The organism is Moritella sp. F3, from assembly GCF_015082335.1.
Lineage (GTDB): Bacteria > Pseudomonadota > Gammaproteobacteria > Enterobacterales > Moritellaceae > Moritella.
In genome coordinates this window covers 220,215-237,815 of sequence record NZ_BLRL01000005.1, presented here as the reverse complement: position 1 = coordinate 237,815, position 17,601 = coordinate 220,215, and the positions used below count along the sequence as shown (strand labels likewise).

At 40.0% G+C, this 17,601-nt stretch carries 16 protein-coding genes; 6 read left to right on the top strand and 10 right to left on the bottom strand.

Going from position 1 to position 17,601, the window contains the following annotated elements; all coding sequences use genetic code 11:
- Positions 1 to 772: 772 nt before the first annotated feature.
- The 4 genes from JFU56_RS11240 to JFU56_RS11225 are packed head-to-tail and all read right to left on the bottom strand — an operon-like array spanning position 773 to position 3,288.
- The gene (locus JFU56_RS11240; protein ID WP_198437372.1) at positions 773 to 1,726 is read right to left on the bottom strand and encodes a CsgG/HfaB family protein; all 954 of its coding nucleotides are present in this window, start codon (positions 1,724 to 1,726) and stop codon (positions 773 to 775) included.
- Between the two features lie 23 nt (positions 1,727 to 1,749).
- Entirely contained in the window at positions 1,750 to 2,160 is a 411-nt protein-coding gene (locus JFU56_RS11235) for a curli assembly protein CsgF (protein WP_374221043.1), read from the bottom strand.
- A gap of 7 nt (positions 2,161 to 2,167) precedes the next feature.
- On the bottom strand, positions 2,168 to 2,623 hold the full coding sequence (locus JFU56_RS11230) for a curli production assembly/transport protein CsgE (RefSeq protein ID WP_242065952.1): 456 nt from the start codon (positions 2,621 to 2,623) through the stop codon (positions 2,168 to 2,170).
- A complete protein-coding gene (locus tag JFU56_RS11225; protein ID WP_198437371.1) occupies positions 2,623 to 3,288 on the bottom strand; it encodes a LuxR C-terminal-related transcriptional regulator in 666 nt (221 codons plus the stop codon). Before JFU56_RS11225 ends, JFU56_RS11230 begins: the two co-directional genes overlap by 1 nt.
- Before the next feature lie 495 nt (positions 3,289 to 3,783).
- Here JFU56_RS11225 and JFU56_RS11220 point away from each other — a divergent pair, with 495 nt between their 5' ends.
- The 4 genes from JFU56_RS11220 to JFU56_RS11205 all read left to right on the top strand — a co-directional run bounded on the left by JFU56_RS11220 (position 3,784) and on the right by JFU56_RS11205 (position 8,071).
- A complete protein-coding gene (locus tag JFU56_RS11220; protein WP_198437370.1) occupies positions 3,784 to 4,695 on the top strand; it encodes an acyltransferase in 912 nt (303 codons plus the stop codon).
- A gap of 282 nt (positions 4,696 to 4,977) precedes the next feature.
- The gene (locus tag JFU56_RS11215; RefSeq protein ID WP_198437369.1) at positions 4,978 to 5,958 is read left to right on the top strand and encodes a tripartite tricarboxylate transporter substrate binding protein; all 981 of its coding nucleotides are present in this window, start codon (positions 4,978 to 4,980) and stop codon (positions 5,956 to 5,958) included.
- Between the two features lie 69 nt (positions 5,959 to 6,027).
- Positions 6,028 to 6,525 (top strand): tripartite tricarboxylate transporter TctB family protein, encoded by a 498-nt coding sequence (locus JFU56_RS11210; RefSeq protein WP_198437368.1) that lies wholly within the window; start codon positions 6,028 to 6,030, stop codon positions 6,523 to 6,525.
- Between the two features lie 10 nt (positions 6,526 to 6,535).
- A complete protein-coding gene (locus JFU56_RS11205; protein ID WP_198437367.1) occupies positions 6,536 to 8,071 on the top strand; it encodes a tripartite tricarboxylate transporter permease in 1,536 nt (511 codons plus the stop codon).
- A gap of 159 nt (positions 8,072 to 8,230) precedes the next feature.
- On the opposite strand, the gene JFU56_RS11200 is transcribed toward JFU56_RS11205, so the two are convergent.
- Both JFU56_RS11200 and JFU56_RS11195 read right to left on the bottom strand, forming a co-directional pair.
- Positions 8,231 to 8,920, bottom strand: a complete 690-nt coding sequence (locus tag JFU56_RS11200) for a response regulator (RefSeq protein WP_198437366.1) — start codon at positions 8,918 to 8,920, stop codon at positions 8,231 to 8,233.
- Entirely contained in the window at positions 8,907 to 10,565 is a 1,659-nt protein-coding gene (locus tag JFU56_RS11195) for a sensor histidine kinase (protein ID WP_242065951.1), read from the bottom strand. The genes JFU56_RS11200 and JFU56_RS11195 overlap by 14 nt, the downstream gene beginning before the upstream one ends.
- A 308-nt stretch (positions 10,566 to 10,873) precedes the next feature.
- Here JFU56_RS11195 and JFU56_RS11190 point away from each other — a divergent pair, with 308 nt between their 5' ends.
- Complete coding sequence (locus tag JFU56_RS11190) at positions 10,874 to 12,403, top strand: methyl-accepting chemotaxis protein (RefSeq protein WP_198437365.1); 1,530 nt, start codon at positions 10,874 to 10,876, stop codon at positions 12,401 to 12,403.
- A gap of 47 nt (positions 12,404 to 12,450) precedes the next feature.
- Here JFU56_RS11190 and JFU56_RS11185 read toward each other — a convergent pair whose 3' ends face one another.
- The 4 genes from JFU56_RS11185 to JFU56_RS11170 all read right to left on the bottom strand — a co-directional run bounded on the left by JFU56_RS11185 (position 12,451) and on the right by JFU56_RS11170 (position 16,630).
- The gene (locus JFU56_RS11185) at positions 12,451 to 13,335 is read right to left on the bottom strand and encodes a LysR family transcriptional regulator (protein WP_198437364.1); all 885 of its coding nucleotides are present in this window, start codon (positions 13,333 to 13,335) and stop codon (positions 12,451 to 12,453) included.
- Between the two features lie 15 nt (positions 13,336 to 13,350).
- Positions 13,351 to 15,000 carry a diguanylate cyclase domain-containing protein gene (locus JFU56_RS11180; RefSeq protein WP_198437363.1) on the bottom strand — a complete coding sequence of 550 codons (1,650 nt, stop codon included), beginning with the start codon at positions 14,998 to 15,000 and terminating at the stop codon, positions 13,351 to 13,353.
- Positions 15,001 to 15,061: 61 nt separating this feature from the next.
- Positions 15,062 to 16,273 (bottom strand): sodium:proton antiporter, encoded by a 1,212-nt coding sequence (locus tag JFU56_RS11175; RefSeq protein WP_198437362.1) that lies wholly within the window; start codon positions 16,271 to 16,273, stop codon positions 15,062 to 15,064.
- A 15-nt stretch (positions 16,274 to 16,288) separates the two neighbouring features.
- Positions 16,289 to 16,630 carry a DUF4144 family protein gene (locus JFU56_RS11170; protein WP_198437361.1) on the bottom strand — a complete coding sequence of 114 codons (342 nt, stop codon included), beginning with the start codon at positions 16,628 to 16,630 and terminating at the stop codon, positions 16,289 to 16,291.
- Positions 16,631 to 16,821: 191 nt separating this feature from the next.
- Here JFU56_RS11170 and JFU56_RS11165 point away from each other — a divergent pair, with 191 nt between their 5' ends.
- Entirely contained in the window at positions 16,822 to 17,478 is a 657-nt protein-coding gene (locus tag JFU56_RS11165; protein WP_198437360.1) for a 2OG-Fe(II) oxygenase, read from the top strand.
- Positions 17,479 to 17,601: the final 123 nt, after the last annotated feature.

Below are 17,601 nucleotides of genomic sequence, written 5' to 3'. Positions count from 1 at the left end.
CTAAACAATAAAGCACAGGCAGTAAATACCATACTGATCAGGACATCATAAACTTAAAATGCTATGCCCCACTCTAATAGCTACAGCAAAAAGACATTGAAAAACTCAGTCTTCATTGCCAGGGAAAGCGATTAAGATTTCATTTCAATGCAGAGCCTATGAAGATATACCCTACCCGAGTTGCATATAAAACAATGAGCCTAAACCTTTGTGCTTTCTACTACAGGTTATCAAATAGAGCACAAGCTAATGGGGTCAGTACACATAACACACCAACAACACTATTTATTAGCAGCTTCAAACACAAGCATATGTACTATTATCGATTTAAAACAAAGAAAGACGCAGAACTTGAAGCGGCCAACTATGTATTTTGGCTCAACTATTTATTTGGGGTCGCTATTTATTTGAGGTCAACGATGTGTTTTGGATTATCTTGCCGGTTACTGTCGCACGCGACAACATACAACATACAACATAAGGGGATTTATCACCAACGGTATTTGGGCAACAAATATTGCTTCCGAATACCGTTATCGGATATCGTTCACTCAATATATGGAGGGGGTGTAGTAGTGATTAAAGTGAGGGAATGGTCTGAATTGTAGATAGGTTTATATTAATCAAGGAGGTTATCCATTGATATGCCGCTAGCATAGGTATTCAAGGCTTTATCATCCTTCGATGGCCCCTGAGGATCTGGGGACATCGAAGTAACTATAATTATTTATTAGAATACAAAAGCGTGACTAAAGTTCGATAAATAAGCACACTAATTTGTAGCTCTGTAATTTTTAGGGGTCGACGCATTTTTGGCCTTCAATTCAGAAGCATACTTTTTAAATCTGTCATTCGTATTAAATTTGTCAGTCGTACTAACCTGTTTAGCATTTGTATCTAGGGTGCTAGGTTGAGAAGCATACTTTTTAAATACGGGAGAATCTAGGCTATCTAAGGAACTCGGAGACCATAATCCTTGCTCTACACCATTAACAATCAAGTGAATAACGGCTGCATCAATGGCTGACATTAAAGCAATATTGACCGGTTCATTATTGGTATAACCCATTTCTACTTCAAGTAACTCTTTATAATCGACAAAACGAAAGGCACCCGCCGCTAACTCATAAGAAAGAATTGTTTTGGTTGTGGTAATACTTGATAGAATTTTACCGCTGCGAATATCCACAGCGCGAATATTTACCGTAATTTGATCTGTTCTGTATTTACCAGAACCACCAATACCGAGATATTTAGCGCCTATCCCCCCTGTTTTTATATTGGTATCATAAGCCACTATCCCACCTTCTATCATCACATTTGCTGATTGTAATGAAGGCAAGTCAGCACCATGATTAGATACGACTTTATCTTTATTCTGTGCAGCTCGGATTATCTTTCTTTCCGTCAACAGGTTTTGTAAACCTTGTCGCTCTAATGGATAAAACCACTGAGAATCCAAGAGTGCCATGGTTAATAGTGCCGTAGCCCCCTGCGGAACGGCTGTTGAGAAGTTACTATTTGGTTGCGGTTTATATTGACCAGTTTGATCTCTGAAGTCATACACTGCAACATAGATTTTCCCTTTTGGTTTCGGTAATGCTACCAGGTCATTATAGGTATTACCCCTTTGCATTAAACTCGGTGTATCCGAAGTATCTGGAATACTCAATGAGTTTGAGCATCCAGTCATAATCATTATAAAAAACAGCCATAAAAACTTCATTTATTGCATCCTTTATTTGCTTTTTAATTCGAAGTAATGCCGCCAACTTGAATAGTTGAGCTCTCACCAGTTAAATTATCCACGAGGTGAATGAGCAATGCGCCCCCCTCACCTTCAACAACATTGACAGTAAAAGCCTCGGTTATAAGTTGCCCGGTTTTCCCCTCACTTGCATCGGACAATATTTGACTTATTAACCTCGATTCCAAGCTAGATGCCAAACGCTCCAAAGCTGACTTCTCTTCAAATCCTGAGTCAATTTTTGGCCCAGAGTAATCATTGTTCGCGGCAGCTGTACCTAATAAGTAGCTACTATTTAACGGGTTACCACCAAAACTCGGGTTCACAGGTGTATAAACTAATTCACTCGCGATTACATGACTGCTGCTTAAAATAAATGAAAGAGTGAATAGTTGCGTAGTTATCTTCATCATATCCTCCTTATAACTCTGATCGTTCTAGATCAAAAGTATCTTGAAATTGTTTTTCGGCTTTCCATTTAACAATATAATTTCGCGTTACATACATAGCTTCCTCTGCACGTTGTTCTGCTTGATACCTCCCTGGTGAAAGAGCTGTTTTATAAATAACCCGATTAAAATGATGGATTGTAATAATACTTCCCGATAGAGCGGTTGGTACTTCAGAGATCGTTAAGTTAACCTCAAGATCACCATATTCACTGTTCATTTTCATCGCAAAGGTAAAGTAGAAATCTTTGCCAAGGCGAGTTAATGTTCGATCGATAAGAAGCCCTTGAATTTCGACGAGACTATCATCATTACTGCTTGATTCTTCTAGCGGAGATTTATCATCAATTGCCTGTAGGTTTGTGCTAATACAGAGCCCACTAATACACAAGGCATAAAACAAAACCTTTCCTCGTTTTGACTTCATTATTGAGCCCTTTGAAATTGTTGTCCCTTTGCCCACATCACAGCTTGCAGCCTGCTTCTTACTTTTATTTTCTTAAACACATTATGTAAATGCGTTTTAACCGTGTTTTCGCTCACGAATAATTGCTCTGCGATTTGAGAATTTGAAGCACCTAAAGTGAGTAACTTCATAATTTCTTCTTCGCGCCGAGTCAGTTCAGCGATCACACTGGAAGTGAAATATTTATCTTTTCGATGCACTGTAATAATAGACGTCGTAATATCTCTAGAAAGCCAAAGCTCGCCATCTAATATTTTTTGCATACCTTTCGACATCAATTCCATGGTATCGCTTTCATAAAACAGTCCGGTTAAATTAGGTAGTTTCATCAAGTCATCAACAATGACGGAAGGTTCTGAATTTATTAGAACCTCTTTAGTATTAAGATGTTTTTCATCGACAATAATTAAATACTTGCTGAGGTAATCGTCTTGTAAATGGTTTAAATCAATAATAATGTAATTGAGGTTGTTATTAGTTTGCTTAGAAGAGATCGTTTGAAGTAGTTCGGTAAAGGATACATCTAAAATAATGATATCAAGTGATTTCTCTAGACTTTGTTTTAATAAAGAAGATTGTAAACTTGATTTTGATACTAAATAACACGTATATTTTTCATTCATCATAAGATTCAAGCTCTTGAATATAAAAAAGGTGCTTTGGTCTTTTTTAAATTATAAACCCGCAAATTAATCATTCCGAGTTTGTCCTGCAATAACATGAATATAGTTTAAAAAAAATATATGGAGAAAGCCTTTTAAATTATTTATTAATTGTGTTCATATCTGTGCATATTCAATAAAGTAAGCTAAGTATTACCATATACTTTCAGCACAGATAGACACATAAAATACTATTTTTCTATTAATATCAGCCCCCTTAAACTATATCGCCAGTCTGAAAAATAATAGCCATTCTACTATCACACTTTCCTCCTGATGAAACGTCATCAAAGTCACCTTAATTATAATTATTTTTACAGTACAACCTTTTAACTGCTCCGACCTTTAGCTAAAGAGCGTGGATTTGTGCATAAAGTGGTAGTTAAATATTGAGTCGTTTTGATCTGCGCAGTAGTATAGACACTCTATTTTTATTGATTGTCATTTTTAGGAAGTGTTATGTCATCTATACGCGGCTGTTTGGCCTTTGTATTGTGGTTTGTAAACTTACTGTTTTGGGTTATCCCAATCATGATTTTAAGCCCGATCAAATTACTACCAATTAAAATTATACAAAGAATCTGTTCTTCATTATTAGTCTTCTTTGCAAGTAGTTGGATCCGCGTAAATGGCGTCATCGAACACTTTATTCATCCCGTTAAGGTCCATTTGCATAATGCTGACATAGAGCTGTCTGAAAAAGAATGGTACATGGTCATTGCGAATCACCAATCTTGGGTTGATATCCTGATCTTGCAACGTGTATTAAATAAAAAGATCCCCTTCTTAAAATTCTTCTTAAAAAAAGAACTCATTTTTGTGCCTTTCTTAGGCATGGCTTGGTGGGCATTAGACTTCCCTTTCATGCGTCGTTACAGCACAGCACAACTAAAGAAAAATCCGAAATTACGCGGGAAAGATATCGAAGTAACACGTAAGGCTTGCGCTAAATTTAAATCCAGTCCAGTGAGTGTGATGAATTTTGTGGAAGGTACGCGCTTAACCACTGAAAAGCATAACAAACAAAAATCACCGTTCAAGCACCTGTTAAAACCAAAAGCAGGTGGACTGGCATTTGCACTTTCTGCATTAGGTGATCACATTCATAAAATTGTGGATGTTGCCATTTATTACCCAGGTCAAACGCCTAGTTTCTGGCAATACCTGTGCGGAGAGGTGAAAGATGTACATGTACATATTCGAGTTGCGGATATTGATGAGAAGATGCGTGGTGATTACCAAAAAGATCGCGCATTTAAAATTGGCTTTCAACAACACCTCAATGATGTTTGGATAGAAAAAGACGCTATCTTAGAAACAATGGCACAAAGCCATAAGGCCTACGCAGGTAAAACTAAACTGCAGAAGTAAGTAACGTTTCGTATATCACTTAAAAGACCGGCTCATTTATTCACCGAAATAAATGAGCCGGTTTTTTTCGTTCACACCCCAACGTGAACTTTATGCACAAAATGCGCGAAACGTTATTAATTACCATTATTTACACTTTTCACTCCATCACAACAACACCGGCAACATTAAATTAACATCACCTTCCATAAGCGTTAACCCCACCAACAATGGAAAAGCGCTAGCTATTAACATGTAATGTTAAATTCAACTTTTCAACAATGAACACAAGGAATGGAAACCATGCTAAAGCAATTTAGAAAATGTGTAACCTCATCACTGATTGTCGCCAGTATTGCCACATTATCGTCAGCCGCTTGGGCTGCTGATTTAGAAAAAATACACTTTATCGTACCAGGTGGTGCAGGCGGTGGTTGGGACATGACAGCCCGAGGGACTGGTGATGTATTAATGAAAGCGGACTTAGTTGAAAAAGTCTCTTATCAGAATCTTTCTGGCGGCGGTGGCGGTAAAGCTATTGCTCACATGATTGAGACAGCTGCACGTCAACAAGACACTTTAATGGTTAACTCGACTCCGATTGTGATCCGTTCTTTGACTGGTATTTTCCCACAATCATTCCGAGATCTAACGCCCGTTGCCACAACGATTGCCGATTATGGCGCAATTGTCGTGGCAGCAGATTCGAAGTTTGAAAACTGGCAACAAGTAGTAACAGCATTTAAAGAAAATCCACGCAAAGTTAAAATTGCGGGCGGTTCCGCACGCGGTAGCATGGATCATCTGATTGCAGCAGCCGCATTTAAAGGCGAAGGATTTGACGCCCGTAAAGTACGCTACATCGCTTATGACGCTGGCGGTAAAGCGATGGCAGCAGTATTGTCAGGTGAAACCCCACTACTTTCAACCGGTCTAGGTGAAGTACTGGAAATGTCTAAAAGTGGTCAAGTACGCATTCTTGCAATCACAGCACCAGAGCGTCTAGCCGCGGCACCAAATGTACCGACGCTTACAGAAATGGGCAATGAAACCGTCTTTGCTAACTGGCGTGGATTCTTTGCTTCACCAGGTATCAGTGACGCTAAAGTTGCAGAGTGGAACAAAGTACTAACTGAGATGTATAAGACAGATCAATGGGCAACTGTGCGTGACCGTAACGGTTGGATTGATAATTACAAAGCAGACAAAGACTTTTATGCATTCTTAGAACAACAAGAAGAACAAATGGGTGCCTTGATGCGTGAGTTAGGTTTCCTAAAATAAACTAACTCATCTCTATGATCCAGCCACAGTCATTATTCACTGTGGCTTTCTTTTAAATCGGAGCATCCCATGCAATCAACAGCTTTACCGCGCTTAAACCGAGATCGAGTCAGTGGATTAATATTTCTACTTGTCTGCTTAATCTACGGATACCAAGCGACCCAAATTCAGCTTTTCCCTGGTGACGAATACGAGGCCTTCACGGCACGTACTTTACCCTATTTACTTACCGCCAGTGGCATTATCATGTCACTGCTGCTTATCGTCATGTCACCCACAAACATTTGTAGTACTAGTACTTGCGAAAATACCAATGAAAGCAGTTTAGATTGGCGCTTGCTTGGTGCGTTCGTTGCCTTAATGACAGCCTATGGTGTCGGACTCACTTGGCTCGGGTTTGTATTAGCCACCAGTTTATTCTTATTGGTCGGCTTTTGGCTGCTTGGCGAGCGACGTAAAGCAGTCTTGTTTGGTGCATCTTTTCCTTTTGTAACTGTGTTTTGGTTACTACTAACTAAAGTTCTGGATATTTATCTTGAACCTGGTTACCTCTTTTTAAGCTTCTAGGACGATAATTATGTTAGATGGAATTTTAGCAGGCTTATCCACAGCAATCATGCCAACCAACTTAATGATGGTTATGGTCGGTTGTTTTGTCGGTACTTTTATTGGTATGCTGCCAGGTCTTGGGCCAATTTCCGCGATTGCGTTAATGATCCCCATTACTTATGGATTAGACCCGTCTTCGGGGATGATCTTAATGGCTGGCGTTTATTATGGTGCTATTTTTGGTGGTTCAACATCCTCAATCCTGATCAATGCACCCGGCTGTTCATCCACTGTGGTCACCGCATTTGATGGGTACCCGTTAGCTAAAAAAGGCCAAGCTGGTAAAGCATTAGCACTTGCTGCTTATGCTTCATTCACTGGCGGCACCTTATCGGCGATCATGTTATTAATCGCCGCACCAGCCCTGGCCAAAGTATCATTAAGTTTCCAATCATCGGATTATTTTTCCTTAATGCTCGTAGGCCTTTCTGCCGTTGCAGCATTTGCTGGTAAAGGCCAGGTATTAAAAGCTTGGATGATGACTATTTTTGGATTGATGTTATCCACCGTCGGTATTGATAAAGGCATTGGCGTTGAACGTTTCACCTTTGGCTTAACCGATTTGATGGATGGTTTTAGTTTCTTATTATTAGCGATGGCTACCTTTGCTCTCGGTGAAATATTATTCAGTATTTTAAAACCGGAACCAGATACCTCCGCTGAAGAAAATAGTGCCTTATCTGAAATTGGTAGCATGAAAGTAACAAAAGAAGAGTTCAAAGAAGTTGCACCCGTGGCCGTTCGTTCTTCGATTCTGGGTTTCTTTGTCGGCGTATTACCCGGTGCAGGTGCAACAATTGCAGCCTTTTTAAGTTATGGCTTAGAGCGTAACCTTGCGCCTAAAGATAAACGAGATGAGTTTGGTAAAGGTAGTATCCGTGGTCTCGTTGCCCCTGAAGCGGCGAATAATGCCGCATCAAGTGGTTCATTTGTACCGCTACTAACCTTAGGTATTCCAGGTTCTGGTACTACAGCTATTATGCTCGGTGCAATGATCTCTTACGGTATTCAACCTGGCCCGCGTTTGTTTGTTGATAACCCAGAGATTTTCTGGTCTGTGATCATCTCAATGTACTTCGGTAACCTCGTATTGATGGTGTTGAATCTACCGCTGATCCCGTATATTGCCAAACTGCTTGCGGTACCAAGAACGGTATTGCTGCCGATGATTATCTTCTTCTCAATCACAGGTGTTTATCTGGTTTCCTTTAATACTGTTGATGTCTTTATTATGATCTTAGTCGCGGTGATAGCCATATTCCTCAGGCTCGCGACCTTCCCCTTAGCACCATTATTACTGGGCTTTATTCTGGGTGGTTTAATGGAAGAAAATCTACGTCGTTCATTAATGATCAGTGATGGTGAATTAAGTTTCTTATGGGAACGTCCAATAACACTGACTTTCACTGTTATTTCAGCCTTAGTACTAATTGCACCGATACTGCTAACCGCATTTAATCGCCGTCGTGCAAAGAAAGCAGTATTTGTTGATGAGTGTGATTAATAATCGCAAGAATCGTCACCGTAGGCGTAATTGAAACTATAAATAATATGGAAAAAAAACAGCGCTCGAAGCGCTGTTTTTTCATTTAACTTTTAATTCAATTTTTATTTATCTAATTATTAACGATTAACCAGCAACCACAGTTAGCATGAACAAGTATTATCTAACTTGTTTTTTATAGGTTCTTTCAGGGCGGCCTACAGTGCCGTAATTTAAATCAGCCATCAGTTCGCCCGTACTAATCAAGTGTTCTAAATAGCGTCTTGCCGTGGTGCGACTCGCGCCAATTAATACCCCTGCATTATCCGCAGTAATATCAGCATGTTCAGCAAACAAACCGCGTACTTTATCCAAAGTGACACTATCGATACCTTTCGGCAAACGCGATGCCGTAGGGCTTTTAACACTAACAGATATCATGGCATCAACCATGTTCTGATCTACATCATCGAGATGAACAAATTGATTCTTCTGTTTAAGATACTTATTTAATGATTCTTCTAAGCGCGCAAAAATCACCGGTTTTAAAATGTAATCAACCACCCCACCACGCATAGCAGCTTGTAGTGTATCCGCGTCACGATCTGCTGTAATTAAGATCACATCACAGGCATGCTGCTGTTGACGTAAATCACGTAGAATATCCAAACCGTTACCATCAGGTAAATACACATCTAGCAAGATTAAATCAGGCGTTAGTACATCAAGCAGCACTTCAGCTTCAGCTTTAGTTGTCGCTATCCCAATGACGTCTAAGCCATCTATTTTCATTAGATTTCGGCGGTGGATTTCAGCGATACCCACATCATCCTCAATGATTAATACTTTAATCGTATTAGCTGATGTCATGTTTAATATCCTTATCTGCATGCTGTTTTGGTAAATACACCGTCATTCTTGTTCCTTTATTATCAATACTTTCCATCATTAACTGACCGTTATATTGGTTAATGATTTTATCGACAAGATGCAGCCCTACGCCTCGGTTACTGTCCGATTTGCTGGAAACACCTTGCTTAATTAATTCTTGTTGGGCGATACCTTCAGGTAAGCCACAGCCATTGTCTTCAACTTCCATGATGATTTCATCACCAAAGTCAGAAATACTCACCGATACTTTTCGTTCTGACTTTAGCGTGTTACTGCTAATACAAGCATCGAAACCATTATCGATAAAGTTACCCAATATAGTCACTAAATCTTCTGCGCGAATATGCTCAGGTAAAGCTAATAACTGTGAACCATCATCAATATCTAATAATAGCCCTAACTCTCGCGCTCTTTCACTTTTACCCAGTAATACGCCGGCAATCATCGGCTCGTGAATCGCTTCACGTAAAAACTCAATTAAATGCTGATAACGTTCCGTTTCCTGTCCGATCAAACCGAGTACTTCTTCATTTTTACCTAGGTGGATTAGGCCACTGATGGTATTTAATTTATTGCTATGTTCATGGGTTTGCGAGCGTAATAAATCAGAGTATTCACGCACTTGTGATAACTGTTTAGTCAGCTCGCTGATCTCATCTTTAAGACGAAAACTCGATACAGCGCCCACAACTTGATTATCAACAATGAGGATTTGCCTGTTGGCTACGATAGCTTGGCCCTTAATCATCATTTCAACATTATATTCGTTGGCTTTAGTGGTCAAAATTTCCGTTAAGTTATTCTCGGGTAATACTTCATCCATTCTATGATTAAGCACATTTTCCGCTTTGACCTTAAAAATATCACAGGCGCTACGATTAATAGAGCGTAAGTAACCATTCGCATCAATACTCACCACCCCTTCTTTAATCGTACTCAGGGTAACCTCAAGTTCCATATACAAACGGCCAAATTCTTCAGGCTCAAAGCCAAATATCGCATTCTGAAATTTCTTCGCGGTAAAGTTAGAAATCAAGGCATTCGTCAGTACGACCAACGTAATCATAATAAGCAGGAATATAAGGAAATGATCGGCTTTACTCTCAATGCTCGTTAGCAGGTAACCAACCGAAACGACACCAATAATATTACCTTTGCTATCAATAATCGGGGTTTTTCCTCTGACAGACCGACCTAATGAGCCGGTGGCAACAGAGACATAAGATAACCCTTGTTTTAAGGCTCTATCATTATCATCACCTTTCATCGGTTTACCAATCCGCGCGTCAATAGGATGAGATAAACGAATACCGTCTTTATTACCCACGACAATAAACGCAGCATTAACCGACGCGCGTAAATATTCAATTTTATTACGGATCAGTTCAGGGTTATTAGTTTCTATCGCTTTTACAACACATGGCGATGTAGACAAAAATTTAGCGATACCAAGGGCATTATTACCACTGTCTTGTTCTTCCCAGTGCTTTAAATAAATAAATCCGGCAATAGATAAGATCAATAATTTAACAATACCTGACAAAGTCATGATCAATAATAAGCGCCGTCTAAAGCTTAATTTTTGCCAATTAAACAAGGCGTTATTTTTTAAAATTGTAATCATGCCAATAAAACCGATGGTAAAGAGAAGCTAATGATAACATTAATCCGTATTTATAACTCGGAATTAGCATAAACTCTGCTTAACACCCTGTTCAATAAAATAGTATTAACATTATTATAAATACTGTCCTGCTAAAGCCTTGATTTAAAAATAGTGAACAATAATATAGTGAGTAATAATATATTTACACAAATTTAACTTTTGAACCGCTATTATCAAAAAATTTAAGGTATCATGCACCCTATTAAGAGGCATATTAAATACCGGTTTAATATGCGTGATGCGGCGACAATGGAGATAAACAAGTAATGAATAAAAGAAACACTCAGGTCATTAATGAAGAAGTTTCATTTGATGTGCAAGATGAATTAGTTTCTACCACCGATAATCGGGGGATCATTACATACGCTAACGCCACATTCTGCCAAGTCGCAGGTTTTGAACTTGGTGAATTAGTCGGTAAAAATCATAATATTGTCCGCCACCCAGATATGCCCGCAGCAGCCTTTAAAGACCTTTGGACTAACCTACAAGCCGGTAAACCTTGGCGCGGCGCAGTTAAAAACCGCTGTAAAGATGGGCGCTATTATTGGGTTGATGCCTTCGTTACCCCAATCTATGAGCAAGGCCAATTAGTGGGTTACCAATCAGTTCGAAAAAAACTAGCCCTACAAGATAAACAAAGAGCAGAATCAGCCTACGCTACCATCAATAACGGTAAAAGTTTATTTAAGTGGTATCAGCGTCCAGTATTAAAACCACTGGCGTTTTCTATCATCAGCGCATTGATCTTGTTTTTCGGTCTGAGCATGCCTTATTTAAACATCGCATTACCCTTACTGCCTTTTATCATATTCTATAATGAGTTGATCACAGTACCACGCTACTTTACCAGCTTGAAACAAGGTTACGACAGTGTCTCACGCTATGTATTTTCGGGTTTTAAACCACAAGGTATTGTCGATTTTCAGCTTAAGATTGAAGAAGGCAAGATCCAAACTATTCTAGGCCGCGTGGTTGATAGCAGTCGCGCACTAGAAACAGGAGCTGATAACCTCACCTCTGCCGCGCATCGAGCGAAAGAAGGTGTAGAGCAAGAAACAGCTGAATTGCATCAAGTCGCCACAGCAGTAACAGAAATGGCATCAACGATTGCCGAGGTATCGCAAAATACACTATTAACATCAGAGAAAGTACAGCTCGCCCACGACGATTGTGAAAATGCCACCAAAGCCATGTCAGAGACCATGTTACAGGTAGGCCAACTCGCCACGGATGTTGCACAGTCTGCCGCATCAGCGAGCATGCTATCTGATGAAGCTCAGAAAATCAGCGCGATCATGTTAGAGATCCGCGGCATTGCAGACCAAACTAATCTATTAGCATTGAATGCTGCTATTGAAGCAGCGCGTGCTGGTGAACATGGACGTGGATTTTCGGTTGTTGCCGATGAAGTGAGAGCATTATCGACTCGTAGCCATAAAGCCACAGAGCAAATTCAAACCTCGATTAACGAGATCCAACAAACGTTAGTAAAATGGTCCGCAACCATGCAACAAGGTAAAGAGTCTGCCGAATTGTGTGTCGGTGAATCGCAGCGAACTCAAACCATGATGCAAAATGTATATGGTGCTATCACCGATATTTCAGATCTTGCGATCCAAATATCTAGTGCGTCAGAAGAACAGAATATGGTGTCGCAAGAGATCAGCCGTAATATCGTCAATATCAGCGATGCTTCACAGCACAACTTACAACAAACAGAGTTAGTCGAGCGTGAAGCCGATGATATTAATACCAACTCTAAATCGCTAGCAGCCTTGGGCTTAACCTTCTAACTCTTGATTTTAACACTCGATTTTAATAATCGTAAACCAGGTTAGTATCATAAGTGTTGTTTAAGATAATCTAAAAACACCCTAATTTTAGGGGAAATAAGATCTCGCTTTAAGTACAGCGCATACGTTGAACTTAGTCTTTCATAAGGACTAAAACGGTGTTGCGCGAGTACTTGCACCAAACTGCCATTGATTAACTCACTATTCACCGCCCAGCGTGCAGCTAACACCAAACCGGCATGGTTTAATACTAATTGCTTTTGACCATTCACTGAATTGACAATCAAGCCTTCTTTGATAGCAAGCTTACGCGGTTTATCATCCATCAAATACCAATCACGCCAGCCACTATAACCATAACAAATACAGTTAAAATTGATTAAATCATCCGGCATTTCAGGCGTGCCATGTGTGGCTAAGTATTGCGGTGTTGCACACAACAAAAAATCATTATCAGCTAACTTACTGGCAATCAGGTTAGAATCTGGAATGCGGCCACTGCGAATGGCGATATCGGCATTGTCCTCGACTAAATCAACCACTCTTTCTGTCAGCTCTAACTCAATATTTACATCGGGATAAGTCTGCATAAACCCCGGTACTAGTGGTAATACACACGATTCTCCAAAACCCACTGTCATGCTGACTTTTAAATTACCTTTTGGGCTTTGCTGTAAGTCATTCACCGCGCGATTAGCTTCATCCAGTTCAGCAACGATGCGTTGTGAATAGTGATAATAAGTTGAACCCGCCTCTGTTAAACCGATATTACGCGTAGTGCGGTTGAGTAAACGAATACCGAGTTCAGCCTCTAACGCCGCGAGTTGTCTTGATATAGATGAAGGTTGCACATCGAAAAAACGACTTGCCGCAGAGATACTGCCTGTTTCGACAACACAATTAAAATAATGCAGCCGTGTGATCATACTCATTTTCTTATTACCTAATTATTTAACTAAAGTAAGTTTGTTATATGCATTGATTTTAGCCCGTGAGCCCTCAGCTGTTACACTGCCCTCAACGATTGCACTACACACACGGTTCCGACCAAGATCTTTGGCTCTATAAAGTGCGCTATCAGCCGACTCAACCAAACTATAATGATGCGTATTTAATTCTGGTCGACATACAGATACGCCAACACTAACAGTCACTGTCTGCGCACAATCCGAAAAAGAATGTGGTATATCAAGGTTAATAACCGCGACCCGACATGCCTCAGCAACCGCTTCGGCATTATCAGTATCCGCGAGTACTAATGCAAATTCTTCACCACCATAACGCGCAGCCAAATCACTAGAGCGACGAGAAACATCGCTTAGCGCTAAGCCGACTTGTTTTAAGCATTCATCCCCCATTACATGGCCATAATTATCGTTGTATTGTTTGAAAAAATCGATATCGATAAGAATAAATGCCAGCTTAGCATTACTTCTTAACGCTCTTAACCATTCTTTATCCAACGTCTCATCAAGTAGACGGCGATTGGCAATACAAGTCAGTTCATCTGTGCGAGATAATAGCTCGAGTTTATTGTTCGCTTCAATCAGCTCATTTGTCTTCTTTTTCACGAGTGATTTAATGATCTCTGTTCGCTGAGTATTAGTGCGGATATACCACATCATCAACAATGTTAACCCAAGTCCGACAATAAAAATTAATTGTGGGAGAATACTTCTTCTTGATTCAATATAAGCAACGGTCGGCCGCGCCATCAGGCACCACTTACGTCCCCAGATTGCAGGTAAATCTTTACGGTAAGTCAGATTATCATCGATAGCAGAATGAATTCGGGATTGATGCCGATACAAGATCTCAGGGCCTGCTCTTGAAGTTTTATCAACCAATGTCATTTGAATACCAATGGCTTTATTACTTAATGCCGAACTGGTAAAAATATCCTTAATACGATAAACACCGAGTACAAAACCCAGCAAATTATTTTGACGCTCACTAATATTAGCGGACTCACCACGGTAAATGGGCAAGAATGCTAAGAAGCCTCGTTCTTTACCACTATCTTGCACTAGACTGATACTCGAACTTGCAAGTGCTTGGCCTGAATCTCTCGATTTCTCTAAAGTTTTCAAACGTTTCAAGTTTGAGGACACGTCAAACCCTAACGCCGTTTCGTTACCTATTAGCGGGGTAACAAAAGTGACCGGATAGTATTCATCTCTGACTGTTGCCGCCTTCATCACTCCTTGTTCATCTAGTTGCCGAAGCTGATAGCTGGGGAAATTTTGTTTATTATTTTTCACATGTTGCAGGCGTGATTCATCACTAACACGTGGGATCCATTCAAATGCTTGAATATCATCATGACGCTGCAGAATACGCTCAGCTTCTACGTTAAAGCGCTTATATTCAGGCATATCGTCGCCACTAAATAAAATAGCAAGCGATCTTAATGTTTCAAAATTAATGAGCAATTCACGATAAATGGATGCGGCACGTTCATCGACATCTTTTTGAAATTCATGTGCTATCGTTTTAGTTTCATGCTGATAAAACAACAACGCACTCATGCTTGATAGCGTAATAGCAACCATCCAAGTAACGGCAACAAACATTTTCATCCGTGAGTTTGAGTGCATAACCTCTCCAAAAATACATAAATGATTCAATTTCTTACATCATACTAGTACATCAATAACGCTAAGGCTGATTTCGATGATGTTTACTGTATAAATTTGCGAAAGGTTGTGCGCTAAGTCCATGTGCAAAAATACTCATTAGAATCGTAATCGTTACTGTGGCATAAACAACGTCAAATCCTCCAATATCGCCGACGTTATGCGCAACAATCAACACATATAAGATAGAGGCAATACCACGGGGACCAAACCAAGCAATGAAGATACGACTCGACAAGTCTAGTTTTGTGCCGAGCAATGCGATAATAACAGGAGCCATACGCAATACAGTTAGACTCAATAGCGCATAGATAATCACATTCAAACTAATATCATGTAGTGTTAATGGTACAAACGCGAGCCCAAACAAAAAGAAGCTAATGAGGATAAATAGCTCCCCTTCACTCTCTGCAAATTCTTCAATATGCTCCCGCGCTTGTTGACTGGTATTGCCAATGTATAAACCAGCAAAAAACGCGGCGATAAAGCCATTACCCAGTAAAAGTTCAGCAAGGTAGAAGGCTAAGATCGCCAAGGCTATCGGGATCAAGTTTTGATAGCTTTCTTCTATCCAATTAAATTGAATCGCTTTATTTAATAGCTTAGCCCCAAGATAACCAACAACGCCACCGACCAACATACCAAAAACGATTTGCTCGATCACATACCAAACCCAACCATAATCATCAGCTTTGGTTAAGCCACTGGTTATCAGCGCCACAACCGTCAATATTACAGGGAATACAATGCCATCGTTTAAGCCACTCTCGACATTGATACTCGAGCGAATAACTTTAGGGACTTTCGGGTCAGACACCACCGCTTTACCTAACGCCGCATCCGTTGGCGTTAATAGCAACGCGAGTAAAATCATATAAGTGAGCGGTTGCTCTGGGAATAACCACACTGCAACAGCTGTGCCAGTAATAATGGTCAAAGGCAGGCCGATAAAGAGTAACCTTGCGGGTATCTGCCACGAACGTCGGAGTAACTTAAGATCTAATAATGCCGCATCACTAAATAATACCAGCACCAGTGCAATTTCCACCAGGACAGTGACAAATTCAGCATCAATTTCCACCGCGGTAATGTTCAATCCAAACGGTGAAAAAATAAGTCCCAATACGGTAAACACCATAGGACCGGATATATCATACTGTGCAAGTTTTTTGGAAATGAAACCATAAAACAAAACAATTAAGGCGATCATTAAAATAACGACATGTTCGTCCATGACTAAAACTCCAATCTAAAGTGCATTGATTTCTTTGACCATCGCAATCACTTGCTGATGGGTCTTGGCGTTTATCTTTGCTGAACAACAATAATTTTCAATGGCAGCATGCTTACGCACTAACTCGACAAACTCAGTCACTTGAATTGGTTTGTTCAAACTCGAAAACTGGCCATAGACTGCCACACTGTTAGTCGTAGGCAATAAAAAAGTAGCGCCTGAGCCATCGATTAACCGGTCTTCTGTTTCATAATTAGGTTGGTTCAAGTCTGCGTCATTTAACCACTCCGTCAATGACTCAACATGAACAAGTTCATCTTCACCGTGATACTTGATCACTGCTGGCCAGTTCACCATTTTCAGGTTCCTTACATGCTTAGCTGTTAGCATATGTAAATAGACTACTGTAACAGCTTGTTATTCGCATTTCAGTTATCAAATTCAGATACTTAGCTTTTAGTCTAGATACCTATCTCTACAATAGTTATTTTTTATCATATTTATGTGGATGAAACTGGGTATAATGCAGCCATCATCACCTCACATAAATGACCAATGTGGAAACAGAACAAATAACCTCAAAAAATAACTTTCGTGCAACGATGGATACCATTTTAGATAATATCCATGAGCATGGCTACGCAGTCATCGAAGATGCATTTCCAGAAGGTGTTATTGAAGCATTACTGGCAGATTGTCTTGAAAACCAACCTGATTTTAAAGCGGCAGGTATAGGTCGTCATCAAGATTCACAATTAAACAAACAAATACGCAAAGATAAGACGCTATGGTTAACAGGATCAAGTCCTGCACAAGCTGATTTCATGGCGCTAACGGATGAGATTAGACTGGAAGTTAATCGCAATTTTTACTTAGGCTTGTTTGATTACGAATGTCATTACGCAAAATATGAAGTCGGTGACTTTTATCAAAAACATCTGGATGCGTTTAAAGGTAAATCTAACCGCGTGTTTACGACTGTCTGCTATCTCAATACACCAGATGCTGGCGGCGAGTTACTTGTCTATGCACAAGATTCAGATGATGTGATCGCACGCGTATCACCAAAAGCAGGTACCTTGGTGGTATTTGAAAGTGAACGTTTTCCACATGAAGTACTTGCAGCTGAGTCTGAGCGTTATTCAATTGCAGGCTGGTTTAGAACGAACAATTCAATTGCTGGCACCATAGACCCAACCTCATAGGCTGTTCTCAATACAGCTATCACGCTGCTATACCTGTGATCCAAGTATAAAAAGACGAGTGATATTGCTATCGCTCGTCTTTTTTCATTCTACAAAATACTGTCTCAAACTAACACTGAAAAT